Source organism: Mesorhizobium sp. WSM4813, from assembly GCF_055811555.1.
Genome location: NZ_JBVVQU010000010.1, coordinates 21,057 through 42,889 on the forward strand (window position 1 = coordinate 21,057; position 21,833 = coordinate 42,889).

At 52.4% G+C, this 21,833-nt stretch carries 21 protein-coding genes and 1 pseudogene; 11 read left to right on the forward strand and 11 right to left on the reverse strand.

The annotated features are described in order from the left end of the window. The first annotated feature begins 42 nt into the window (after positions 1–42). From AC0L25_RS07705 to AC0L25_RS07720, 4 genes are all read left to right on the forward strand, one after another. Positions 43–1,416: a class II 3-deoxy-7-phosphoheptulonate synthase gene (locus AC0L25_RS07705; RefSeq protein WP_473595038.1), complete on the forward strand. Its 1,374-nt coding sequence runs from the start codon at positions 43–45 to the stop codon at positions 1,414–1,416. Between the two features lie 130 nt (positions 1,417–1,546). Then, on the forward strand, positions 1,547–1,966 hold the full coding sequence (locus AC0L25_RS07710) for a GFA family protein (protein WP_473594941.1): 420 nt from the start codon (positions 1,547–1,549) through the stop codon (positions 1,964–1,966). 95 nt (positions 1,967–2,061) lie between these two features. Continuing rightward, the gene (locus AC0L25_RS07715; RefSeq protein ID WP_455841411.1) at positions 2,062–2,421 is read left to right on the forward strand and encodes a diacylglycerol kinase; all 360 of its coding nucleotides are present in this window, start codon (positions 2,062–2,064) and stop codon (positions 2,419–2,421) included. 40 nt (positions 2,422–2,461) lie between these two features. Further along, positions 2,462–3,049 carry a hemerythrin domain-containing protein gene (locus tag AC0L25_RS07720; RefSeq protein WP_473594942.1) on the forward strand — a complete coding sequence of 196 codons (588 nt, stop codon included), beginning with the start codon at positions 2,462–2,464 and terminating at the stop codon, positions 3,047–3,049. A 3-nt stretch (positions 3,050–3,052) separates the two neighbouring features. Here AC0L25_RS07720 and AC0L25_RS07725 read toward each other — a convergent pair whose 3' ends face one another. Beyond that, positions 3,053–3,649, reverse strand: a complete 597-nt coding sequence (locus AC0L25_RS07725; protein ID WP_473594943.1) for a DedA family protein — start codon at positions 3,647–3,649, stop codon at positions 3,053–3,055. Then, complete coding sequence (locus AC0L25_RS07730) at positions 3,646–4,209, reverse strand: DUF1003 domain-containing protein (protein ID WP_473594944.1); 564 nt, start codon at positions 4,207–4,209, stop codon at positions 3,646–3,648. The genes AC0L25_RS07725 and AC0L25_RS07730 overlap by 4 nt, the downstream gene beginning before the upstream one ends. A gap of 84 nt (positions 4,210–4,293) precedes the next feature. Here AC0L25_RS07730 and AC0L25_RS07735 point away from each other — a divergent pair. Together AC0L25_RS07735 and AC0L25_RS07740 are read left to right on the forward strand one after the other, a co-directional pair. After that, positions 4,294–4,476, forward strand: a pseudogene (locus AC0L25_RS07735) (DNA-3-methyladenine glycosylase I); the annotation flags it as partial. A 74-nt stretch (positions 4,477–4,550) separates the two neighbouring features. After that, entirely contained in the window at positions 4,551–6,371 is a 1,821-nt protein-coding gene (locus tag AC0L25_RS07740; RefSeq protein ID WP_473594945.1) for a recombinase family protein, read from the forward strand. Positions 6,372–6,656: 285 nt separating this feature from the next. Here the strand turns inward: AC0L25_RS07740 and AC0L25_RS07745 are convergent, their stop codons facing one another. Next, positions 6,657–6,890 (reverse strand): hypothetical protein, encoded by a 234-nt coding sequence (locus AC0L25_RS07745; protein WP_473594946.1) that lies wholly within the window; start codon positions 6,888–6,890, stop codon positions 6,657–6,659. Between the two features lie 110 nt (positions 6,891–7,000). Between AC0L25_RS07745 and AC0L25_RS07750 the strand changes: the two genes are divergently transcribed. Beyond that, the gene (locus tag AC0L25_RS07750; protein ID WP_473594947.1) at positions 7,001–7,246 is read left to right on the forward strand and encodes a hypothetical protein; all 246 of its coding nucleotides are present in this window, start codon (positions 7,001–7,003) and stop codon (positions 7,244–7,246) included. A 42-nt stretch (positions 7,247–7,288) separates the two neighbouring features. On the opposite strand, the gene AC0L25_RS07755 is transcribed toward AC0L25_RS07750, so the two are convergent. After that, complete coding sequence (locus tag AC0L25_RS07755; RefSeq protein ID WP_473594948.1) at positions 7,289–7,831, reverse strand: hypothetical protein; 543 nt, start codon at positions 7,829–7,831, stop codon at positions 7,289–7,291. Positions 7,832–8,784: 953 nt separating this feature from the next. Beyond that, a complete protein-coding gene (locus tag AC0L25_RS07760; RefSeq protein WP_473594949.1) occupies positions 8,785–8,949 on the reverse strand; it encodes a ribbon-helix-helix domain-containing protein in 165 nt (54 codons plus the stop codon). A 440-nt stretch (positions 8,950–9,389) separates the two neighbouring features. On the opposite strand from AC0L25_RS07760, the gene AC0L25_RS07765 reads away from it, so the two are divergent. Genes AC0L25_RS07765 through AC0L25_RS07775 form a run of 3 tightly spaced genes read left to right on the forward strand, consistent with a single transcriptional unit; the run spans position 9,390 to position 15,672 of the window. Beyond that, entirely contained in the window at positions 9,390–11,228 is a 1,839-nt protein-coding gene (locus AC0L25_RS07765) for a type I restriction-modification system subunit M (protein WP_473594950.1), read from the forward strand. Continuing rightward, the gene (locus tag AC0L25_RS07770; RefSeq protein WP_473594951.1) at positions 11,225–12,553 is read left to right on the forward strand and encodes a restriction endonuclease subunit S; all 1,329 of its coding nucleotides are present in this window, start codon (positions 11,225–11,227) and stop codon (positions 12,551–12,553) included. The genes AC0L25_RS07765 and AC0L25_RS07770 overlap by 4 nt, the downstream gene beginning before the upstream one ends. Then, on the forward strand, positions 12,550–15,672 hold the full coding sequence (locus AC0L25_RS07775) for a type I restriction endonuclease subunit R (protein WP_473594952.1): 3,123 nt from the start codon (positions 12,550–12,552) through the stop codon (positions 15,670–15,672). Before AC0L25_RS07770 ends, AC0L25_RS07775 begins: the two co-directional genes overlap by 4 nt. Before the next feature lie 130 nt (positions 15,673–15,802). On the opposite strand, the gene AC0L25_RS07780 is transcribed toward AC0L25_RS07775, so the two are convergent. The 4 genes from AC0L25_RS07780 to AC0L25_RS07795 all read right to left on the reverse strand — a co-directional run bounded on the left by AC0L25_RS07780 (position 15,803) and on the right by AC0L25_RS07795 (position 19,195). Continuing rightward, entirely contained in the window at positions 15,803–15,994 is a 192-nt protein-coding gene (locus AC0L25_RS07780; RefSeq protein ID WP_473594953.1) for a hypothetical protein, read from the reverse strand. A 203-nt stretch (positions 15,995–16,197) separates the two neighbouring features. Next, positions 16,198–16,752 carry a recombinase family protein gene (locus AC0L25_RS07785; protein WP_473594954.1) on the reverse strand — a complete coding sequence of 185 codons (555 nt, stop codon included), beginning with the start codon at positions 16,750–16,752 and terminating at the stop codon, positions 16,198–16,200. Positions 16,753–16,885: 133 nt separating this feature from the next. Continuing rightward, a complete protein-coding gene (locus tag AC0L25_RS07790; protein WP_473594955.1) occupies positions 16,886–17,800 on the reverse strand; it encodes a DUF4435 domain-containing protein in 915 nt (304 codons plus the stop codon). Between the two features lie 3 nt (positions 17,801–17,803). After that, complete coding sequence (locus AC0L25_RS07795; RefSeq protein WP_473594956.1) at positions 17,804–19,195, reverse strand: AAA family ATPase; 1,392 nt, start codon at positions 19,193–19,195, stop codon at positions 17,804–17,806. A gap of 765 nt (positions 19,196–19,960) precedes the next feature. Between AC0L25_RS07795 and AC0L25_RS07800 the strand changes: the two genes are divergently transcribed. Then, the gene (locus AC0L25_RS07800; RefSeq protein ID WP_473594957.1) at positions 19,961–21,016 is read left to right on the forward strand and encodes a hypothetical protein; all 1,056 of its coding nucleotides are present in this window, start codon (positions 19,961–19,963) and stop codon (positions 21,014–21,016) included. A 61-nt stretch (positions 21,017–21,077) separates the two neighbouring features. Here AC0L25_RS07800 and AC0L25_RS07805 read toward each other — a convergent pair whose 3' ends face one another. Together AC0L25_RS07805 and AC0L25_RS07810 are read right to left on the reverse strand one after the other, a co-directional pair. Continuing rightward, complete coding sequence (locus tag AC0L25_RS07805) at positions 21,078–21,464, reverse strand: hypothetical protein (RefSeq protein ID WP_473594958.1); 387 nt, start codon at positions 21,462–21,464, stop codon at positions 21,078–21,080. A gap of 68 nt (positions 21,465–21,532) precedes the next feature. Continuing rightward, positions 21,533–21,790 (reverse strand): hypothetical protein, encoded by a 258-nt coding sequence (locus tag AC0L25_RS07810; RefSeq protein WP_473594959.1) that lies wholly within the window; start codon positions 21,788–21,790, stop codon positions 21,533–21,535. Between the last annotated feature and the right edge of the window lie 43 nt (positions 21,791–21,833).

Consider the following 21,833-nt stretch of genomic DNA (forward strand, 5'->3'; position numbering starts at 1 on the left):
GGCGGGCGATAGCACCCGCTGGAAAGAACGTTGGGTGCAACGATGACGAAATGGTCGCCGAATTCGTGGAGAGCAAAGCCGATCCAGCAGGTTCCTGCCTATCCGGATCTTGCCGCGCTGAAGAACACGGAAGCCCAGCTCGCCACGTTTCCGCCGCTGGTTTTTGCAGGTGAGGCACGCAAGCTGAAGAAGCAGCTTGCGACGGTCGCTGCCGGTGACGCATTCCTTCTGCAGGGCGGCGATTGTGCCGAGAGCTTCGCCGAGCATGGCGCGGACAACATCCGCGACTTCTTCCGCGTCTTCCTGCAGATGTCTGTGGTGCTGACCTTCGCCGGCGCGCAGCCGGTGGTGAAGGTCGGCCGTGTTGCCGGCCAGTTCGCCAAGCCGCGTTCGTCCGACAACGAGACCAAGGGTGGCGTGACGCTGCCCAGCTATCGCGGCGACATCATCAACGGGATCGAGTTCGACGCCAAATCGCGCATTCCCGATCCTGCACGCCAGGAGATGGCCTATCGCCAGTCGGCGGCGACGCTCAACCTGTTGCGCGCTTTCGCCCAGGGCGGCTACGCCAGCCTGGAAAACGTGCATCAATGGATGCTGGGCTTCGTGTCCGACAGCCCGCAGGGCGAGAAATACGAGTCGCTCGCCAACCGCATCACCGAGACGATGGACTTCATGAAGGCCGTCGGCATCACCTCGGAGACCAATTACGCGCTGCGCGAGACCGACTTCTACACCAGCCACGAGGCGCTGCTGCTCGGCTACGAGGAGGCGCTGACCCGCGTCGATTCGACCTCAGGTGACTGGTACGCAACCTCCGGCCATATGATCTGGATCGGCGATCGCACGCGCCAGCCCGACCATGCTCATGTCGAATACTGCCGTGGCATCAAGAATCCGCTGGGCCTGAAATGTGGCCCGTCGCTGACGCCGGACGGTCTGTTGCAGCTCATCGACCTGCTCAACCCGGAGAACGAGCCCGGCCGGCTGACGCTGATCGCCCGCTTCGGCTCCGACAAGGTCGCCGAACATCTGCCGAAGCTGGTGCGCACAGTGAAGAAGGAAGGCCGCAGCGTGGTGTGGTCGTCGGATCCGATGCATGGCAACACGATCGAGGCTGCCGGCTACAAGACGCGGCCGTTCGATCGCATCCTGAAGGAAGTTCAGACCTTCTTCGAGGTGCATCGCGCCGAAGGCACGCATCCGGGCGGCATCCATATCGAAATGACCGGCAAGAACGTCACCGAATGCACCGGTGGCGCCCGCGCCATCACCGCCGAAGAGTTGCAGGATCGCTACCACACCCATTGCGACCCGCGCCTCAACGCCGATCAGGCGATCGAACTGGCATTCCTGGTGTCGGATCTGCTCAAGAAGAGCCACTTGGTCCAGCACAAGCAGGCCGTCAACGGCTGATTTCGGTCGCCATCGGGTCGCGGTCGGTTCCAAAGCTGCAGTTCGAACACGCCCGCTTTATGTCGCATTTGCTCGTGCGCGGTGGCTATAAAACTGGAATCCTGCCGCAATGCTGCGTTGGGAGGGCGAGATGGACGACACTCATACCGGGTCATGCCTGTGCGGAGCCGTGCGCTTCAGGACGCGGGGGCCATTGCGCGGCGTGATCTATTGTCACTGCTCGCAATGCCGGAAGCAGAGTGGTCACTTCTACGCTGCAACCAATGTCTCCGATGGGAACATCACAATATCAGGTGCCGAGAGCATCACCTGGTACGAAGCGTCTTCGTTTGCCAGACGCGGTTTCTGTAAGACATGCGGCTCGCTGCTGTTCTGGAAGCCACGGCAAGATGCCTACATCTCGGTTCTGGCGGGACTATTCGACGAGCCCACGGGACTTCAGGGGCAATGTCACATCTTCGTCGGCGACAAGGGCGACTACTACACGATCGACGATGGGCTGCCGCGGTTCGAGAAGTCGACGCCGTCGATCAAGGTCGCGGATGAGTGACAAGGTCGCCGACGAATGATTTTTGCAGAGGCCGCCTTATTCCCTTGATCCGGCCATTGCGCTATCCCCTGCCGGTGATTCGGAAAAGGTTTGGCATGCAGCGGCTGATCGATGCTTTCTTCAATTCAGTGCGGGCATTTCGCAAATTGGCTTCCAGCGAAAGAGCCTTCCAGCAGGAGCTGATGCTGCTTGTGCTGGCTCTACCGCTCGGCTGGTTTGTTTCCGTGTCATGGCGCGGCTATGCCCTGCTGATCGGCGCGGTGCTGCTGCTGATCATGGTCGAAGTGCTGAACACCGGCATAGAGGCCGCATGCGATGCGTTCAGCCGGGAGTTCAACGTCGATATCCAGCTCGCCAAGGACTGCGGTTCGCTGGCGGTGCTGATTTCGGTGGTGATCGTTGCCGGCGTCTGGGGCATCGCCATCATCGAGCGAATCTTGGGGCTACCGATCTAATACCTTACCTCTTATATGGCGGTTACCAAAGGAGACCGTCATGTCGGACGCTACTGATTTTCTTCTGCTCGAGCGGGCAGGCCTGCCGGACGATATGCGCTGGCTGACTGAGAAATATCCGCGCGAGACGTGGCAGGGCCATACCAACATTCATGGCATCGCCACTATGTGGCTGCAGCGGCACGACATGTTCCGCGAGCTCGGCGGCATGCTCACTAACGGTATCGGCGACTATCGCGAGGGCAGGCTGACGGGGCAGGAGTTTGCGCGCTGGTTCGCGCCGCGCCTCAACCATTTTCTCGGGAATCTCGACGGCCACCACAATGTCGAGGACCATCATTATTTTCCGGTCTTCGCCAAGGCGGAGACAAGGCTGAAGCGCGGCTTCGAAATTCTCGATGCCGATCATCACACGATCCATGAGGGGCTGGAGCGCAATGCCGAGACCGCGAACGCCTTCATCCGCACGCTTCAGGACAGCGAGGACAAGCAGCGCTTTGCCGCCGACGCCTATGCCGACGAGAACAGCCGGTTGATCGCCATGCTGACCCGGCATCTTGCCGATGAGGAAGACCTGATCATTCCGCTGATCCTCGATCGTGGCGACCGGGCGCTCGGTGTCGGCTGATCCTCAACTCTCCTTAGTGTCCCTGGCACGTTCTTTCTTGGCGACATGGCGGGCGATGAACCAAGCGAGGATCGCCGCTGCCAGGCCGATGGCCAGAGCGATCAGCAATCGCTCGTGACGAGCCAACGCCTGGCCGACGATGCGTTCCGCGCCCAGCCCGAACACATAGCCGATGGTGGTGAACAATCCGGCCCAGACTATGGATGAAATGACGTTGAGAATGACAAAGCGCGTCACGGCAATGCCGGACAATCCGGCCGCGATGCCGCCGACAAGGCGCAGGCCGTAAATGAAGCGGTTCGACAGCACGAAAATATCGGGATGGTTGGAGACGAGACGATAGGCGTGACTGAAGCCTGGCCGACATCTCAATTTGATCACGAGCGGATGATCGGCGAAGCTCCGTCCGAGGGTGAAGAAGAAAGTGTCGCCGACAAAGGCGCCGATCGAGGCCGCCAGAAACGCCTGCCACAGGACGAAGACATGCTGATGGGCGAAAAACCCGCCAAGGAGGGCGGCACTTTCGCCCTCGGCGACACAGCCCAGAAAGACGGCAATCAGCCCATATTGTGCGATGAGATTATGGATGGCATCCGTCATGGACGCGTCCGCTGCTTCGACAGAATCTCGTCGATGCGCTTCACCTGCTCGGCTAGCCGGGCGATCTCGTCGCGCATGCCGATGATCTGGCTGTGGCGCAGTTCATCGAGCTTTTCATGCAGCGCCATGATCTCGATCTCGGCCTTGAAATTGACCTCGTAGTCGTGCGCGGCATCGATACGATCGCGCTCGGTCTGGCGGTTCTGCGCCATCATGATCACCGGCGCCTGCAGGGCAGCGACCATGGAAAGCACGAGGTTGAGGAAGATGAAGGGATAGGGATCGAAGGCGTCGCGCGTCAAAAGCCAGACATTGCCCGCCGCCCACAGGATCAGGAAGGTAACGAATGTCAGGATGAAGGACCACGAACCGCCGATCCGGGCGATGGTGTCGGCCAGGCGGTCGCCAAACGTCTGATGAAAGGCGATAGCCTTGTTGGTATCCTTGGAGATCGTGGTGCGCTCGAGCGTTGATTGCAGCACCCGGTTTTCAGGTGCGCTGAGGCCGTCCGGCTTTCGCTTCAGCCAACGGTTCGCCAGTTCCTCGATCGTCTTGCTCATCGTCGCCTCCGTCGTCAGCGATAGAGGTAGAGGCTACTGGTTCGCACGGGAAGTGGTAGATTGACGCGATAAAGGTGAGGAACAATGATGGATTTTCAGACAATCCGCGCCCGCGCGGCCAAACGCAAGGGCGGGGAAGCGGCGCTGGCGTCGCTGCTCGGACCTATGCCCGACAACGCCGCAGTGGCTGACATTACCGACGACCGCATCCTCTCGACCATAGCCGAGCGTGTTTTCGCCGCTGGTTTCGTCTGGCGTGTGATGCAGTAGTTGTTTGAACACCGGGAAGCCTTGTTTATTCAAGTTCGGTTTCCCATATCGGTTCAAACAGGTCCAAACTAATGAATTCATTGACTTTTTCTACAAATCCAGAATGTACGAAAATTGCATATTCCTACATCCGCTGGTCAACAGCCATTCAAGGTTCCGGTGACTCGTACCGCAGACAAAAACATTTGGCGGATGAGTGGTCTGAAGCCAATGGAGTCATGCTTGCTGATGATAGGATCATGCTTGATGCCGGTGTTTCCGCCTTCAAGGGAAAGAATATTTCCGATGGTGCCCTTGGCGCATTTATGACAGCCGCCAAAGAAGGGAAGATTCCAAAAGGTTCATATCTTCTGGTGGAATCCATCGACCGTGTAAGCCGCCAAGGTGCCTTCAAAACGGCGGCCATTGTTCAGGACATTTGGTCAGCCGGGATTTCCATCGTCACCTTGACCGATAACAAGACCTATCAGCCCGATTGCAACGACATGGACGCCTTGTACCTCGTGCTTGTCGCCATGCGGGCAAAAGAGGAATCCGTAACAAAAGGTGGTCGTGTCAAAAGAAGCTACGAAAGCCGCAATGTAAGGGCTGTCGCAACTGGTCAGGTAGTTTCCGGCAATCTTCCGGGTTGGCTTTACAAAGATGCCAATGGGAAAGCCGCCGCTGATGAATACAAGGCAGAGATTGTCCGGTGGATTTTTGATTTGTGCCTGAACGGGTGTGGTTTGCCCAAGATCGCCAAGACCCTGAACAATGCCGGAGTGAAGCCCTTTGCCATGGATAAGCGTAGGAAGGGCAGGGCAGAATATTGGACCGTTGCGAACGTCGCATACATTTTGAAGTCCAAGGCCGTCTATGGTGACTATCATCCTAACAAGTCAGACCCAATTCCGGGGCTGTTTCCCGTGATCGTTTCCAAGGAAGATTATTACCGGGCACAGGCTGGCATGGCATCCCGTCAGAGGCATTCTAAAGGCAGGAAGGGGCTAGCCTACACCAATCTGTTTCAGGGTATCGCCAAGTGTCACCATTGCGGTGAACCGATGACGATTGTTACGCCAAAGCCGGGCAGGGCCACACAGTTCTATTGCAAGGGAACCAGAACCGGGAACTGTCACGCCAGACCGTGGAGCTATAAAGTTTTTGAAGAAGCCTTCTTGTCATTCGTGAATGAGATTGACATGCAGACCATCATTCATGGTGGAACGGCTTCACGTGCCGATGAAATCACCAAAGAGCTTCAGCAGTTGGAAGGGCAGCGCCAAGAGACACAAAAAAACATTCTGGCGATTGCTGGCATGGTACGCAAAAACAATAGCCTTGCCGCTACCCTGCAAACGGGCATTGATGCAGACCAAGCCAAGCTGAATTTGATTTCAGAACAGATAAAATCTCTGGAAAATGAACGGCATCAAATCCAGTTGGAACGGAAAGCATCCAGTGAAACCAACACCATTAACTTCCCTACCGACATCAGCACCGACGCACTGTGTAACCTTCGGACCAAGGCAGCGTCACATATCCGCACATTGGTAGAACGAGTGACATTGATCCGTGATGTATCCAGCAAGTTTGGTGCATCGTTCACCGTGACATTCAAAGGCGGTGGTTCCCGTATGGTTCATGTTGATTGCACCAATCCAAGGAAGGCATTCGCAGTAACCCATGTCGACTCTGACAAGCCGGATTCTTTTCCAAGCGATAGTGAAACGGCAGTGGGATTGCTGAACCACATTGTGCAGCATGTCGGTAAGGAATTGGAGTGGTTGGTTGCCAATGGGGATGAAGCAGACCGGGAAGCCATTGATGGCATGATTGGTGAACTGCAAAGCGTGGGACAATTTGATAGGAATGCATTCCTAACGTCAGCTAACGAGAGGGCCGTTCTGTAGGCGTTCCCTCGTTCGACACGCTTTCCCAACGCTATAGCGCCGTTTCAGTGCGAATCCTTTTGAATCAAGTGTTCCGCACAAGGCCATTTGGCTACGAGATAGCGGAAGGTGGCCGGTTGATGGAACGTGCTGATGAACAGGCAGTGATTGCCAACATCATGCAGCTAAACAGTGAAGGGCTATCGCCTCGCAGGATCGGTGCACAACTCGACATGGCACGTATCACGGTGCGGGGTATCATTGGTAGGCAGAAGTAGGGCAGGGGCAAGCATAGGAAGACATATCCTATGCGCCGGGTTCGCTGAACCCACGCCAAATCCAGTCAATTATTACCCAAACGACTGCCGCAGCAAACAGAAGCAACAGAAACTCCATGGTCGCAATTTTCATGGCACTTGCCCGCATTTCCCTCGTTGGTGCTGTCATGCCAATGGTGAGCAGTGGCCGTATCACCAGCGCCAATTCGGCTGCTACCACGCCGATAATGTAAATCCGCTTGAAACCCTGCCTGATGTTCATAACGCTGCCCCTCATTGATCAGGACAGCCCTTACACCAGCGGACATATCAGTGGATAGGTGCAGCGGCACTGGTTGCTGTGAGGGATTCAACAAAATCGGAAATCCGGGGTTGACAGATTTGCGTGTCGTAAATTGGGCTGCAAATCTGCACACGTCCATCTTGTCAGTCACCGGCTTTGTTCTGGCTGGCGCTTTGTCTGGTCTTATGGCGTTGTTCGTACTGAGTTTCCATCAGGCGCAGATGGTAGATTGGTGGGACAAGCTGTTTCCTGAAAATTGGAACTATTCAAAAATTGGTGGCAATGTTCTTTATCCAGAATCGTTCTTTCTCATGCCTGTACGCTCATCCAAATAGTTGTGACGTTTGGCGGCTGTCAAGGTTGGAATTGTGGCTAATTTATCGGTGACCATTGGAGGGTTTGGCAGTCTTCTCTTTAACTTCAATCCAACGCTCCTGAAAACAGCCATCATCGCCTGTGGCTTTCGGAAAATCTGAAAGATTATTCAACACCCTTAGTCCGCCTTCCATCAAATCTGTATAATCATCTGGTGATAGTTCGATGACATTCCGTTCCTCGATGCATTCGAGGCTATCATTCAGCCATTTGATAGAATTGCGGATATCCCGCAATGCATTTTTGGCAAGAGTTTGATTGCTATACCTCGGCATTGTCTTTGTTTCCTTTTTAATTGGCTTTTTGTAATATCGTTCCCCAGTTCCGGGAAACTCACGTTCAATCCATGGGGGAATATAGCCCCACGGATTGTCTCTCAGCATTCTGTCAGCCATGGCGGTGGCTACTTCACCATCGCCAAGATTGGAATTGCGAGCGTTCAAGACTTTGGCAACTTTTTCCCAAAATCGTTTCTGTTCTACCGGCAGGGATTTAATTCCTCGCTCGTCAGCAACATAAACATCTTTGGTGAATCCGAACGCCATTTATTTTGCTCGTAATTAAATCTTCGATGCATCTAGGAACGGTCAAACAATCTGTCAAATCACATCTTCTGTAATATTCAACAGTTTTCATATATTGGAAAAGTGGTGATCGGGAATGATATCAAACCGGATCTTTATGGATTCGGTTAGGGCGATTTCTAGAACAATGCGAAGCAATGAAGCCTTTGAAGAAGGCGAAATGGGTTATTGGCTCATTCAATTGGTTGCCTTCGGCAATTTCGCTTCGCTCAATATTCCAATTGTTTTCGTTAGAATGTGTTGAAAGAAGATTTTAATGTTGCACTGGTTGAAGGACACACTTTTCCCTGCCATTAGAATCGGTTTTCCAAAATGTGCAGGGAAGAACCAATTCTAAAGTGGAAGGGAAAGGTGTGTTCCTGCTGCCAGTTTTGCACTATGGCCATCAGACACGTTCTATAAGGCAACCATTTGATTGGAAGGGAAAGGACGCCGTTTTTCCCCTTTATGCCAGACTTTTTAGTCGGACCTCATGAACCCGTTAGAACCCAAGATCATGAAAGTTGCCGGTTGTGAGGTTCACATTGCCGGCTCTTGCAAGCGAGTTTGAGCAGCCCTTCTTGCTTTGCTGGTAGTTCCGATATTCCATTCTCAAAAGTTCGATTGCGAAGGCATTTCCACATTTCGTATGCACGACCGGAAACTTAATTGACCGGCTGGTGGATGGGTTCGAGATCGTCAATGTTTTCAAAATTCAATAGTAATCCATATGTGTATATGCATCTACGTTTCCACAGGGATGATGTAGAACATATGTTCAATAGTCGATGATATTTGTTCTATGTATCAGTCGAGTTGAAGTGATTTCTCTCCGTCAATGATCACGAATTGTTACATAAAAAGTATTGCTGTAATTACGCCCTAATCAGCCAAAGTACCAAAAACGGATTGGCGCTCTCGCCATTAAGCAGCTTTCACTCAAAGGAAGCGAGGTACTTTCGAATCGCTTGTCGAGCAATGCATGAAATTGAAACGCCGGACGTTTCGGAAAGCTCAGTCAATCGCTGAAGGTCGCCCTGAAGCAGAGTTGCCGAAAGCCGTTTGTGTGATTTAGCCAATTTCGTTGTCCTCCAATTCAATTTGTTCAGAATCGTGAGCCTGCTCTAACAGCATTGACATAAGTGGGTGCTCACTTTTCTCGCCGTAAAGTTCTAAAGTTGAAACCATGTGTTCGAATATGTTGGATCTGACGAGGCGATATGAGCCAGCGCCGGATTTGATGTTGGGAGTTTTCATTATTGGTATACCTTTGATTAGAGCCGTACCGAATGTGATACAAAGGTATTTATGAATTTCAGCATTTTGCCTCATAACGAGGCGCTTCGGAGATTTTGTGAGCCGGCTATTGCAAAACGGTCCTGCAATGATGCCTCCCTCAATTGTGGCGCAGTCGCAGTTGGTATGGCGTAGTGGTAACCTCCGGGTCAGTTTCAGTCGGTATCATTCATGCTGGATCGGCTTGCTGCGATGAATTGCTGCTGGTTCAATAGCCGTTTTGCTGGACTGATCCGGAGTCACCATGAATCAACACGTCCTTTCGTCCTTCATCTGGTCCGTAGCGGATCTTCTCCGGGGGGACTATCGACAGTCAGACTATGGAAAGGTGATCCTGCCGTTCACAGTTCTGCGGCGTCTGGATTGCGTTCTCGAGTCGACCAAGGTGGCGGTTCTGGCCGAGTTTGCGGAAAAGACGAAGGCCGGGCTGAATCCCGATCCGTTCCTGCTCAGGAAGTCGGGACAGAGTTTTTACAACACGTCCGAAATGGACATGAAACGGCTGCTGGGTGATCAGGATCACATCCGTGAAAACCTATTTGCTTACATCCAAGCCTTTTCACCGGAAGTCCGAGACATCTTTGAGCGGTTCGACTTCGCCACTCAGGTCGAGCGTCTAGCGAAGAACGGACTGCTTTATCTGGTGGCCGAGAAATTCGCCGGCATCGACCTGCATCCAGAGCGGGTCAGCAATAGCCAGATGGGGCATGTTTTTGAAGAACTAATCCGGAAATTTGCGGAAATCTCCAACGAGACGGCTGGTGAGCATTTCACACCCCGTGAGGTGATCCGGTTGATGGTCAACCTGATCTTCGTTGAGGATGACGACGCATTGTCGAAGCCGGGAGTCGTTCGCACCATCTATGATCCCACTGCCGGCACCGGGGGCATGTTGTCGGTTGCAGGCGAACATCTGGAGGACATGAACCCGCAGGCCCGACTGACCATGTTCGGGCAGGAACTCAATGATGAGTCCTATGCGATCTGCAAAGCAGACATGCTCATCAAAGGGCAGAACGTCGCCAACATCGTCGCCGGCAACACGCTCTCCGATGACGGTCACCATGGCAAGAAATTCGACTACATGCTGTCCAATCCGCCTTTTGGCGTTGAATGGAAAAAGGTCGAAAAGGAAGTTCGCCGAGAACATAAAAGCCAGGGCCATAATGGCCGATTTGGTCCCGGGCTTCCTAGAGTTTCGGACGGCTCGCTTTTGTTCATGATGCACCTGCTTTCGAAGATGCGCCCAGCGTCGGAAGGCGGTTGCAGGTTCGGCATCGTCCTGAACGGTTCGCCGTTGTTCACGGGCGGGGCTGGTAGCGGCGAAAGCGAAATCCGCCGTCATCTGCTGGAAAACGATCTGGTCGAAGCCATCATCGGACTGCCGACCGACATGTTCTACAACACCGGCATTTCCACCTATGTCTGGATCGTGTCGAACCGGAAGCCTGACCATCGCAAAGGCAAGGTTCAGCTGATCGACGCATCCTCCATGTGGCGAAAAATGCGGAAAAGTCTTGGATCCAAGCGCCGAGAAATGGGCGAGGAACATATCGCTACCGTGACCAAATTGTTCGGTGAATTTGCCGAGGCGCAGTTGGCGACCGTGTTTGACAGCGAAGACAAGGAAGTTGGCACCACTGTGGTGGTACCGAGTGGAGCGGCTATTCCGAAGACTCCCGAAGGCGGCAAGGTCAGGCTCGCTCCATTTTCACTCATCTTTCCAAATGACGCTTTTGGCTATCGCACCATCACGGTCGAGCGCCCTCTAAGGGATGAAGCTGGGAAAATCGTTCTGGGAGAAAGAGGTAAGCAGAAAGGCAAGCCACAGGCGGATTCGTCTCTGCGGGACACGGAAAACGTGCCGCTGTCGGAGGAAATTGCAAGCTATTTCAAGCGAGAAGTTTTGTCCCATGCACCAGATGCGTGGATCGACCACGAGAAGACGAGGATTGGTTATGAAATCCCATTCAACCGGCATTTCTATGTTTTCGAGCCGCCACGCTCATTGGCCGAAATCGACACTGATCTGAAGCTGGTCACGGACCGAGTCAAGACCATGATCGAAGGTCTGGCGGCATGAGTTTTCCGGAATATGAGAGCTACAAGGAATCTGGCGCTGAATGGCTAGGAAAAGTGCCGAGCCATTGGCAGGCACGTAGGATCAAATCGTTATTTGAGATCAAAAAACGCATCGCAAACACGGATGGCATTGACGTTCTCTCCGTTACGCAGAGGGGGATAAAAATCAAAGACATTGAAAGTAACGATGGGCAACTTTCGATGGATTACTCCAAGTATCAAATCGTTGAGCCTAATGATTTCGTCATGAACCATATGGACTTGCTCACCGGATATGTTGATATCTCTACCAGTCGTGGCGTTACGAGTCCTGACTATCGGGTATTTACCTCGAAATCGGATGGGATGTTTGATGGGTTCTTTCTTTATCTCTTTCAAAACGGGTACAGGCGGAAGGTTTTTTACGCCTTTGGCCAAGGATCGTCCCAGCTTGGCCGTTGGCGCATGCCGACCGAAAGCTTCAACGATTTCGTGTTCCCGTTCCCGCCTCCGCAAGAACAAGCCAACATCGCCGCCTTCCTTGACCGAGAAACGGCCAAAATCGATGCGCTAGTTGAGGAACAAAAACGGCTAATCAAATTGGTGAAGGAAAAGCGGCTAGCGGTCATTTCCCATGCGGTCACAAAGGGCCTCAATCCCAACGTGCCGATGAAGGATTCCGGGGTTGAGTGGTTGGGAGAGGTTCCGGCGCATTGGCATGTTAGTCCCCTAAAACGAACGTGGAACGTTACAGACTGCAAGCACTTGACCGCAGAGTTTGTTGATGACGGCATTCCCTTGGTCAGCATAAAAGAAGTGCAGGGGCGCTTTGTTGATCTTTCGAGTGCCAGACAGACAACCGATGGTTTTTATGAGCAGCTTATTGAAGGAAACCGTCGGCCACAGGTCGGCGACTTAATATTTACGAGAAACGCTACAGTCGGCGAAGTCGCTCAGGTCGCTGAGTGGCACCCGCCATTTGCTATGGGGCAGGATGTATGCCTCCTACGAAAAAAAGACTGTGGGTCGTCAACAGATTTTCTTCAATATGTCATGCGGTCCAGCAGTGTCATTAATCAATTGGCTCTCCGGATGATTGGCTCCACGTTCAAACGAATGAATGTCGAAGACATACGCAATATTATTGTTCCGGTTCCTCCTTTGCATGAGCAACATCTGATCGCTGAATTCCTCGAGTCGGAAAATGGCAAATCTGATGCCCTAGTAGATGAAGCCACAACTGCAATCGATCTTCTTCAAGAGCGCCGCAGCGCTTTGATTTCCGCAGCCGTCACCGGAAAAATTGATGTGCGTGATAGGGTGCAGCAGCAGGTGGCTGCGGAATGAGCATTCACAAAGAAATCAGCTTCGAAGACGAAATCTGCAGACACCTTTCTGCTCATGGATGGCTCTACGATAGTGGCAGCGCCAGTTTGTATGATCGAAGATGTGCGCTGTTTCCGCCGGATCTCGTAGCTTGGATTCAGGAAACGCAGCCAAGGGCATGGGAAACTCTCGTCAAGAACCATGGCGCTTCTGCCGAATCCGTCCTGTTTGATCGCATTCGTAAACAGCTGGATGATCGTGGCACATTGGATGTGCTGCGCCATGGCGTTGAACTGATCGGCCTGAGACAGCCTTTGTCACTGGCTCAGTTCAAGCCGGCAATGGCGATGAATCCGGAGATCGTCGCCAAATATCAGGCCAACAGACTTCGTGTCGTTCGGCAGGTCCGATACTCCAAATCCAATGAGAATTGCCTTGATCTGGTGCTGTTTCTCAACGGCATCCCTGTCGCCACGGCAGAGCTGAAAACCGACTTCACACAGATCATTGGCGATGCCATCGACCAATACCGGTTTGACCGAAATCCGAAGCCAAAAGGCCAATCGCCGGAACCCCTTTTGAATTTTCCGAGCGGTGCATTGGTGCACTTTGCTGTCAGCAACAGCGAAGTTCACATGACCTCGCAACTGGCAGGGCCGGTGACCCGCTTCCTGCCCTTTAACTTGGGTAACGACGGTGCCAAGGGCAATCCGGTCAACCCGCATGGCCATCGCACCAGCTATCTATGGGAGCAGGTTTGGCAGCGAGAAAGCTGGCTCGAAATCATTGGCCGATATCTGGTCACGAAGCGGGATTCGAAAAAGCAGATCATCGGTGTGATATTCCCCCGGTACCATCAATTGGACGCTACCAGAAAACTACAGCAAGCCGTGTTGTCCGAAGGGGCCGGCGGCAAGTTCCTGATTCAACATTCGGCAGGGTCTGGAAAAACGAATTCGATCTCGTGGTCGGCTCATTTTCTAGCCGATCTGCATGACGACAAGAATGAGAAGCTTTTTTCCACCATCATCGTGGTTTCCGACCGCAACGTCATTGATTCACAGTTGCAGGAAGCCCTGTTCGATTTTCAACGGACCACCGGCGTGGTGGTCACCATCAAGAGCGAAGGAGAAAGCAAAAGCGGGCAATTGGCCAAGGCGCTGAATGAAGGCAAGAAAATCATAGTCTGCACCATCCAGACTTTTCCGTTTGCGTTGGAGGCGGTTCGGGAATTGGCCGCAACTCAAGGCAAGAAATTTGCCGTCATTGCCGATGAGGCGCATTCGTCGCAGACCGGTCAAGCGGCCTCGATGCTGAAGCAAGTTCTTTCGCCAGAGGAAATGGCCGAATTGGGTGACGGCGGCGAGGTCAGCACAGAAGATTTGCTGGCGGCCCAAATGGCGGTACGGGCGAATGAAAAAGGCATCACCTATGTTGCCTTCACCGCCACCCCGAAATCAAAAACGATGCAGTTGTTCGGGAGGCTTCCGAAGCCGGATGAACCCGTTGGTCCCGGCAATCTGCCTGCGCCTTTTCATGTCTATTCGATGCGGCAGGCTATCGAGGAGGAGTTCATTCTCGATGTCCTGAAGAACTACACTCCGTATCGGCTGGCGTTCAAACTGGCCAACGGCGGTAAGGAATGGGACGACAAGGAAGTTGAACGTGATGCAGCCCTGAAGGGCATCATGCAATGGGTTCGGCTTCACCCCTACAACATCAGCCAGAAGGTTCAGATTGTCGTTGAGCATTTCCGAGAGAACGTTGCTCCTCTGCTCGATGGCAAAGCCAAGGCGATGGTGGTCTTGGCGAGCCGGAAAGAGGCAGTCCGCTGGCAAATAGCCATCGAGAAATACATCAAATCCAAGGGCTATAAGATCGGAGCGTTGGTAGCGTTTTCCGGCGAGGTTGATGACAAGGAAAGCGGCCCCGACCCACTCACGGAAAACAGCAAGGAGCTAAATCCGAACCTGAAGGGACGGGATATCCGGGAAGCCTTTGCCGGCGAGGAATACCAGCTGCTGCTGGTGGCCAACAAATTCCAGACTGGTTTCGATCAGCCGCTCCTCTGTGGCATGTATATCGACCGACGGCTTGCCGGGATTCAAGCGGTGCAAACCCTTTCCCGGCTGAATCGATCTTATCCCCGCAAAGACACGACCTACATCCTCGATTTCGTGAACAGTTCGGACGAGATCCTTGCGGCCTTCCGAACCTACTACGACACGGCGGCACTGGAGGCCGTTACCGATCCGAACCTGGTGTTCAACCTCCGGGCCAAGCTGGATGCCAGCGGCCACTATGACGATTACGAGGTTGATCGAGTTGTTAGGGTCGAAATGGACCCCAAAAGCCAGCAGGGCGACCTGGTAGCAGCTTTGGAGCAGGTGGCCGACCGATTGCTCAAGAAATTCAAAAACGCTCGGGAGGGCCTGCAAACTGCCTTGGACAAGGGAGACGACAAGGCAACTGCCGGCGCTCGTGACGAAACCAATTCGCTGATCCTGTTCAAAGGCGACATGGGAGCCTATCAGCGGCTCTATAGCTTCCTGTCGCAGATATTCGACTACGGCAACACCGCCATCGAGAAGCGTTTCATCTTCTACCGGCGGCTGGTTCCGCTGCTGGAATTTGGCCGGGAACGGGAAGGCATCGACCTCTCAAAAGTGATCCTGACCCACCACAATCTGAAGTCTCAGGGCCGACTGCCGCTGTCGGTCAGCGAGGGCGAGAAGGGGAAACTTGTGCCGCTTTCCGAGGCCGGTTCAGGCGCCGTTCAGGACAAGGAAAAAGCGCTCCTTGCCGAAATCATTGCTAAGGTGAATGACCTGTTCGAGGGTGATCTGTCCGACGATGATCAACTGGTTTACGTGAACAACGTGATCAAGGGGAAACTGCTGGAATCCAAGGAATTGGTTTTGCAGGCCAGCAACAACACGAAGGCGCAGTTCGCCAATTCGCCGACGCTTTCGGACGAGATTATGAACGCCATCATGGACGCTCTTGCTGCGCATACGGCCATGAGCAAGCAGGCGCTCGAGTCAAAGAAAGTCAGGGACGGTTTGAAGGATGTGCTGCTTGGACCAGCGCAGCTCTATGAGGCACTTCGAGATCGTGGAGCTCCCGTCACAACCGATTGACAGGCTCATGGTGCCGGCAAACAAACATCCTCGACGGCAGGACCGGCAGGCAAGGTGAGCACATCGAGCGCCCAATCCCATCGCCACCAACCAAGCCAAATGCCGGCAATTGCCGCAGTTCCTGACTTCATCAGCGGTTTTGATTGTCATTTACACCGTGGGGAGGCATTGCCCGTGATGCCCTGCGTTCCTCGCTGGCGAAATATTTGTCGAAAGCGTCCATCAGATATTCGAAACGCTCGACGCCATCCCTTTCGTCAAGTTCAGCCAGCGTGAATCCGGGGATAGCCTTCCTTTTTGCCTTAGTCGATTGGCTGTTCAATTGGCCTTCGATCCAAATCGCTGATTGTCCATTATGTCGGAAATGACCCTGCGCACCGTGGATCGGCTCAACCCTGTCACGGCTGCAATTTTGTTCGGACTCTTTTCCGCCAGATGCATCTCGATGATTCGAAATGTCTTCTTTTGGGTTTTAAGGCGACGATGCATCAGCCGATTTTCAGGCAAATTGGGAAAATCTCCTTGCTAAGCGGCTTCTGCCAAAATCCGATAGACGGATGACCGTCCAATGCCGAGTTCCTTGCCAATTTCAGCTGGCTTCTTGCCTGCCTGATGCATTGACCAGATAGTATCCGACTTTCGACGGGCAGTGGGCGCTCTCCCCTTGAACTTGTTTTCGGCCTTCGCCTTGGCGATGCCTTCACGCTGACGTGCCAGCATAATTTCTCGTTCAAACTGCGCAATTGATCCGACGAGGTTCATCAAAAGTCTGCCAGTAGGCGACGTGGTATCTATGGCCATGTCTAGGATTTTCAGACCGACATGCTTGGCTTCGAGTCTGGCAACAATCTGGCTTAGGTCCGCTACGGAACGGGCAAGGCGATCAAGTCGGGTAACAACGAGAACATCGTTCTCTCGCACGAACTCGATTGCCCGCTCCAATTCCGGACGATTGGAATTAACGGAAGAAACCTGCTCGCTGAAAACCTTATCGCATCCCTGCGATTTCAAATCCCGAAGTTGCGCTTCGTAGCCAGCCTGCTGCTCAACGGTGCTGGTTCTGGCGTAGCCCACAAACATGCGAAATCCTTCCCAATAAACTCTAAGAGTCTATGAGACATTATTCCTAAAATGTCAATGGAACTCTTGTGGGACACGGATCGTCGGATACAGTCATTCCCATAAGAGCAGGGTCATTTGGCACATGGGCCATCTAGCCCATTCGGCGCTCCAAATAGTCGATCAGAGTCGCAGGTTTTGTAACCCTAGGTGCCAACGCTTCGAAAGACCGCTTCTGAGCGACGATCTGTAACGCAGGACCCACTCGCTGGCTGGCAGGGAATTCACTCAGAGCACTCGAAATCGCCGCCTCGAAAAACCAAAGCGCAAACTTCCCTCGGATCCAAAGGTGCTCTCCAGCCTGCTCCAACAGAAGCCGCCATTTTTCTAACTCGCCAGCGGGAACCTCTATCCCGTCGATCCCCGCAGAGCGCTTGAAGTCATCTGCCCCCTGCGGTCGAGTTTCGATCCCATCCGGTGGGACGATTTGAAAAACCCTCTGCAGTTTAACATTGTTGAAATTGGGCTTCGTCCCACCAGTCCTAATTGCTAAGGCGCATGCGATAATCGGCTGAAGGAGACTCGCAAACTTGGCAAAGCTTGATTTGTATCTTTGCAACAGTCGATTGGTGTCTCTAGCGGTCAGCCTTGCGAAATCCGCCAATAGAATTTCCAATCCTTCAGCGCCGGCCACCCAATTCTCTACCGAGTACGTATCCGTAACGTAAATGAGTTCGGTTGCAGGATTGCCAATCCCGCCCTCCCAATCATCGTAGTCCCGATCAACGAAAAATAGGCAATCTTCGATCTTACCGGTTCCACTCTCAATGATATCGCCATGGACTTCTAAGACAGTGCGCTTCCCGTCACAGATGTAGATCCGCAGAATCCGTCCTTTGAGCCGACGCCGAATTTCCGCAAGGTAGAAATGCTTGTCATCGTCGCCCTCAAAAAAGGCGTGCATTGTCTCCTCATTCTCGTTGGCGCTGACCCTAAATTCATGGAAAATAGCAACGCCTTTGCGTGCCTCTGCAATTAGCAGTTCGGCAAAGTCCCCCACCGACTCCATCTACTACCCCCGGTTAAGTGTGTGCTTCCTCAGATCTATTGCCTTGCTCCTAAGACCATTGTCATAGATGAACGGGCTATGAGTGACGGCAAGAAGGAAATCGCATCGTCCGCTATCCACGATGTCCGGAAGAAAAGTCTTCTGCCATGGAACAGATAGGGACAGCTCTGGCTCATCGATTATGATTATCTGGTCAGTTGTATCGTCAAGGAACAAATGGGCGAAAATAGAAATGATTTGCTTCTCACCTGATGACAACAAGCCCAGCCCGATCTCGGTTTGGTTCTCGTTCACAACGGACAACGTAAAGCTTACTTCGTCGTACTCGATATGCTTATCTGGGGAAAGATATCTCGTGCATACGTCCACAAATGTTGAAACGTTGCTCTCTCTATGTCTAATGTCGTCAGTGGCTGCTTCCAATTTTGTAAAATAGTGAGCAAGATACCTATCGTTAACACTTAACTTCGACTTCTTTTTTCCCTGTATGCCTTTTATCTTCTGGAGCAGTAGGCGCTTGTCGTCTCTGGAAAGAGCGTTCTCGCTCACCCGATTCAATATAGAGGAGATACCCGACTCAGTTAATTTGTCGATCTCTTTGCTATCGAATCGATCAGCCCTCTCACGAATAACGTCACCAAGATAGCTTCCCGACAAATTGTTGTACTGAGCAAGTGAGTAGTCTCGGAGTGACTGCATTGTCTTCTCAATATTCCTTCTCACATCTTCCATTCCAAAGCTCACTAGCTCAACAAAATGTGTTCCAGATCTTGTCATTTCATTCAGATCATATTGCCTAATTCGCTGCTCGAAGTCAGGGAATATTTCCTTAATATCCTTTTCGATTCTGCGATAGGTTGGCAAGAACAATAACCGAGACCGGAACAGATTGGAGATCTGCTGTTCGAGCTGTATCCGAGCGCCGTTGAATATGTCGCTGTCAGAAGCAAAGCGGTTGATTAGCATCCGACGAGTTGTGTTTAGCTCTGCTGGAGCCACGTTAAGAATCTCAGAAAACTGTCGGCGAGTCTCTGACGTCCACTTTGCGGAAATGAATTCCTCAACGAGATTGGTGCTCGAAAGCCGATCATAAAGTAGTCTATATCTCGATTGGGGCGGTATCGATGAAAGTGCTTGTTTAAAGTCCACTATCCCGCTGATGTCGTCACGTTTAGCTGTGATTTTTTCACCGCTGATCGTCACTGAGACGCTTGAAAATTGATAACTGAGAAGCCGGCTCCACTGCCGGGACATAAATAAGTAGAATATTATTGCAACAGAGCTCTTCCCAATTCCGTTTGGTCCGACGATTATTAGTGCATCGTCGTCAATCGGCAACGATACGCTTTTATGACCGAAAAGGCCTTCAATCTCAAAATTTGAGAGCTTTGACATGGATTTCCCTCGCTGGTTGGCCATCCAAGCAGGAATTTGCGACGGGGGATAGGCCGCCAGATTAGAACCTGTGAAGGAGAGGAAGGCCGTTCCTCGGCTTGGAACCGAAGCGGCTGTTTGTTCCTGCCTTGTAGCGGATACTTGGTTTGTGCCGCCGAAGCCCGACTCGATGAGGAGTTGGGAAAAGGGAGCGTAACGCTGCTTTTCACGGACCCATTGGCATTTCTTGCCACATCAGTTTCAGAATCCATTGCCCGTTTCTCTAATCGGAATTAACAGAGTGGCGGGGTTTCATTTGGGAGGGGATCGTGGACGCCGACACAAATCGACGGAAGATAATTCCATCTTGGCTATTCTATTTAAAGGGTAGCGTGGGCATTACCTTGGCGTGCCTAGTGCTTGGGGTTGGGTTATGTATTTACCCACAGTGGGCTGAGAATGCGAATTCGTCATGTCATGCGGTCGAGAAGAAGGCAGCAGCTTCAGTCGGATCAGCCGAGTTGAATACCACTACAGCATTACTTTCAGGATTGGCGACATCGATGAGTGATGGAAGAATATTAGAACCCGTTGCACGTGAGAAGAATCCTGATGCGCCCCCAGCTCTGACGTGCGCCCTCTGGTATTGGAAGTTAGTATCTGACCCGAAAAAGGTGAGAGAATTCAGCCAATAGAGCGGCGGATGCTCGAAATCGATTGGTCGAAAACTGCCCTGAAGTCCGGTGGGCTAACTTGAATGCCCATTAAACCGCCGAAGGATCAGCGATGTTCGCAGACAAAACACTCTTGATCCTTGGGGCAGGTGCCAGCAAGGAAGCGGAGTTGCCGACTGGTGACGATCTAAAAAGCTGCATTTCCCGTACCTTGCAAGTGGAGAACCACAACGATTTTAACCGAACCAAGAGTATTGCCAATGAGACAATCTCCGACGCCTTGAGGTTCGCCAGTCGGAGCATGTCAAACAACAAAATGGCTATGAAGCTCTACACGATTGCAGCAGAACACATTAGCCGTGCCATCCCGCTTGCCCGTTCGATTGACGAATTCCTGAATTCGCACAACGATTCGAAGGAAACCGAGTTGTGCGGTAAGCTGGCTATCGTGCATGAAATTCTCATCGCCGAACGCCATAGCCTAATGTTTTTACCGGATCGGCTCATCAAATTCGATTTCAACAAGCTGGCTCAAACTTGGTACAACAAGATTGCCGCTCTCATACTCAATTGCTCGCTTGCGAACTTACCTTCAAAGCTAGATGCGCTGACGGTCATCATCTTCAACTATGACCGGTGCTTTGAACATTTCATGTATCACGCCATCATGGATTATTATCGTATATCGGGCACCGAAGCGGCCAAGTTGGTGAAGTCGATCAAGATTTATCACCCATACGGAACCGTTGGCGCATTGCCTTGGATGGACAATACCCCGTCGTGCGCCTTTGGTGCTGACGTTAGCGGTGAAGTGCTCTTGGAGTTTTCGAAGGGTATCAAGACCTTCACGGAAGGAGTCGACCCTGACTCCAGTGAAATCGTAGCTATCAGGGAAGCCGTGAGGTCTGCAACGACAGTGGTCTTCTTAGGGTTCGGGTTCATACCCCTGAACATGGAACTACTGCGACCCGACAAGTTCGGCCCGGATGGAAATTCCCGAAAGGTTTACTACGCCACGGCAAAGGGTTTGTCGAAGCGGGATACCGCTTTGGTGGAGGTTGAGTTGGAGAAATTGTGTCCCGCCAATTACACGGAAGTCAACATTAGCAACGAATTGTATTGCAAGGGCATATTCACGGAATACGCTCGCAGCCTAGCGCTTGGATGATATGCACAAGACACAAAAAACCCCGGTAATCCGGGTTCTGTGCGAAGTGTGTAAGGTGGTTTCACCCAACCCGTTTCAAACCAAGCTCTGCCAGTTCATCGGCACTGAATGGCTTCTTCTGGCCTTCCGGCTGATGACGATGACGCCTTGCATCATGCGGTGGATCGGTACGGAATTCACAGATTGGGCAAACCTTATCAGCCGCCATAGCGCCTTTGCCTGTTCCGGTTCCTTTGGCCTTGGCAGGACCACGTGTTACCCGTGAAGCCAATCCAGAAACATCGGTGATGCGATAATTGAAGCCAAGCGAATTCAAATCGCCAATAGCTTCTTCAACCTTCTTCATCGCTTCTGCCTTGGCGGATTCACGAAGCTTTGCCCGCTTTTCAGCAAGCGCTGCTTCTTCCTTTTCCAGCTTCTTCAGTTCGTCAATGTACGAGATTGCCATTTCAATTCCCTCACGCTTTGTTGGCTACCGATGAATCCTCTTACCGGATTTAAATCAACAAGGGAACATCACTGATATCCCTTCAAGGCGTTTTCTCTATCAACCTCGTGCTGAATGATCTGTCCCGGTGTATCGAACGTCCTTTCCGAACCAGAGCTAAGCATGGGTGGAAATGGAACAGTTGAAGCGTTCCGGTCATCCTGACTGAAATAGATGTACATCACAGTTGCAACCACTATGGCAGCGGCAACGATCACAGCCGCTTTGATCGTTGCAACCACTATGGCAGCGACAACGATCAAAGCGCCTTTGATTTGAATACCCATAAAAATCCCTCCGTTATATGAACATCCATATCATTCTGAATGC

Bases quoted from the DNA above. Each gene is read 5' to 3' on its own strand.
- AC0L25_RS07705 (WP_473595038.1), top strand. From the start codon at position 43: ATGACGAAATGGTCGCCGAATTCGTGGAGAGCAAAGCCGATCCAGCAG.
- AC0L25_RS07710 (WP_473594941.1), top strand. From the start codon at position 1,547: ATGGACGACACTCATACCGGGTCATGCCTGTGCGGAGCCGTGCGCTTC.
- AC0L25_RS07715 (WP_455841411.1), top strand. From the start codon at position 2,062: ATGCAGCGGCTGATCGATGCTTTCTTCAATTCAGTGCGGGCATTTCGC.
- AC0L25_RS07720 (WP_473594942.1), top strand. From the start codon at position 2,462: ATGTCGGACGCTACTGATTTTCTTCTGCTCGAGCGGGCAGGCCTGCCG.
- AC0L25_RS07725 (WP_473594943.1), bottom strand. From the start codon at position 3,649: ATGACGGATGCCATCCATAATCTCATCGCACAATATGGGCTGATTGCC.
- AC0L25_RS07730 (WP_473594944.1), bottom strand. From the start codon at position 4,209: ATGAGCAAGACGATCGAGGAACTGGCGAACCGTTGGCTGAAGCGAAAG.
- AC0L25_RS07740 (WP_473594945.1), top strand. From the start codon at position 4,551: ATGAATTCATTGACTTTTTCTACAAATCCAGAATGTACGAAAATTGCA.
- AC0L25_RS07745 (WP_473594946.1), bottom strand. From the start codon at position 6,890: ATGAACATCAGGCAGGGTTTCAAGCGGATTTACATTATCGGCGTGGTA.
- AC0L25_RS07755 (WP_473594948.1), bottom strand. From the start codon at position 7,831: ATGGCGTTCGGATTCACCAAAGATGTTTATGTTGCTGACGAGCGAGGA.
- AC0L25_RS07765 (WP_473594950.1), top strand. From the start codon at position 9,390: ATGAATCAACACGTCCTTTCGTCCTTCATCTGGTCCGTAGCGGATCTT.
- AC0L25_RS07770 (WP_473594951.1), top strand. From the start codon at position 11,225: ATGAGTTTTCCGGAATATGAGAGCTACAAGGAATCTGGCGCTGAATGG.
- AC0L25_RS07775 (WP_473594952.1), top strand. From the start codon at position 12,550: ATGAGCATTCACAAAGAAATCAGCTTCGAAGACGAAATCTGCAGACAC.
- AC0L25_RS07785 (WP_473594954.1), bottom strand. From the start codon at position 16,752: ATGTTTGTGGGCTACGCCAGAACCAGCACCGTTGAGCAGCAGGCTGGC.
- AC0L25_RS07790 (WP_473594955.1), bottom strand. From the start codon at position 17,800: ATGGAGTCGGTGGGGGACTTTGCCGAACTGCTAATTGCAGAGGCACGC.
- AC0L25_RS07795 (WP_473594956.1), bottom strand. From the start codon at position 19,195: ATGTCAAAGCTCTCAAATTTTGAGATTGAAGGCCTTTTCGGTCATAAA.
- AC0L25_RS07800 (WP_473594957.1), top strand. From the start codon at position 19,961: ATGTTCGCAGACAAAACACTCTTGATCCTTGGGGCAGGTGCCAGCAAG.
- AC0L25_RS07805 (WP_473594958.1), bottom strand. From the start codon at position 21,464: ATGGCAATCTCGTACATTGACGAACTGAAGAAGCTGGAAAAGGAAGAA.
- AC0L25_RS07810 (WP_473594959.1), bottom strand. From the start codon at position 21,790: ATGGGTATTCAAATCAAAGGCGCTTTGATCGTTGTCGCTGCCATAGTG.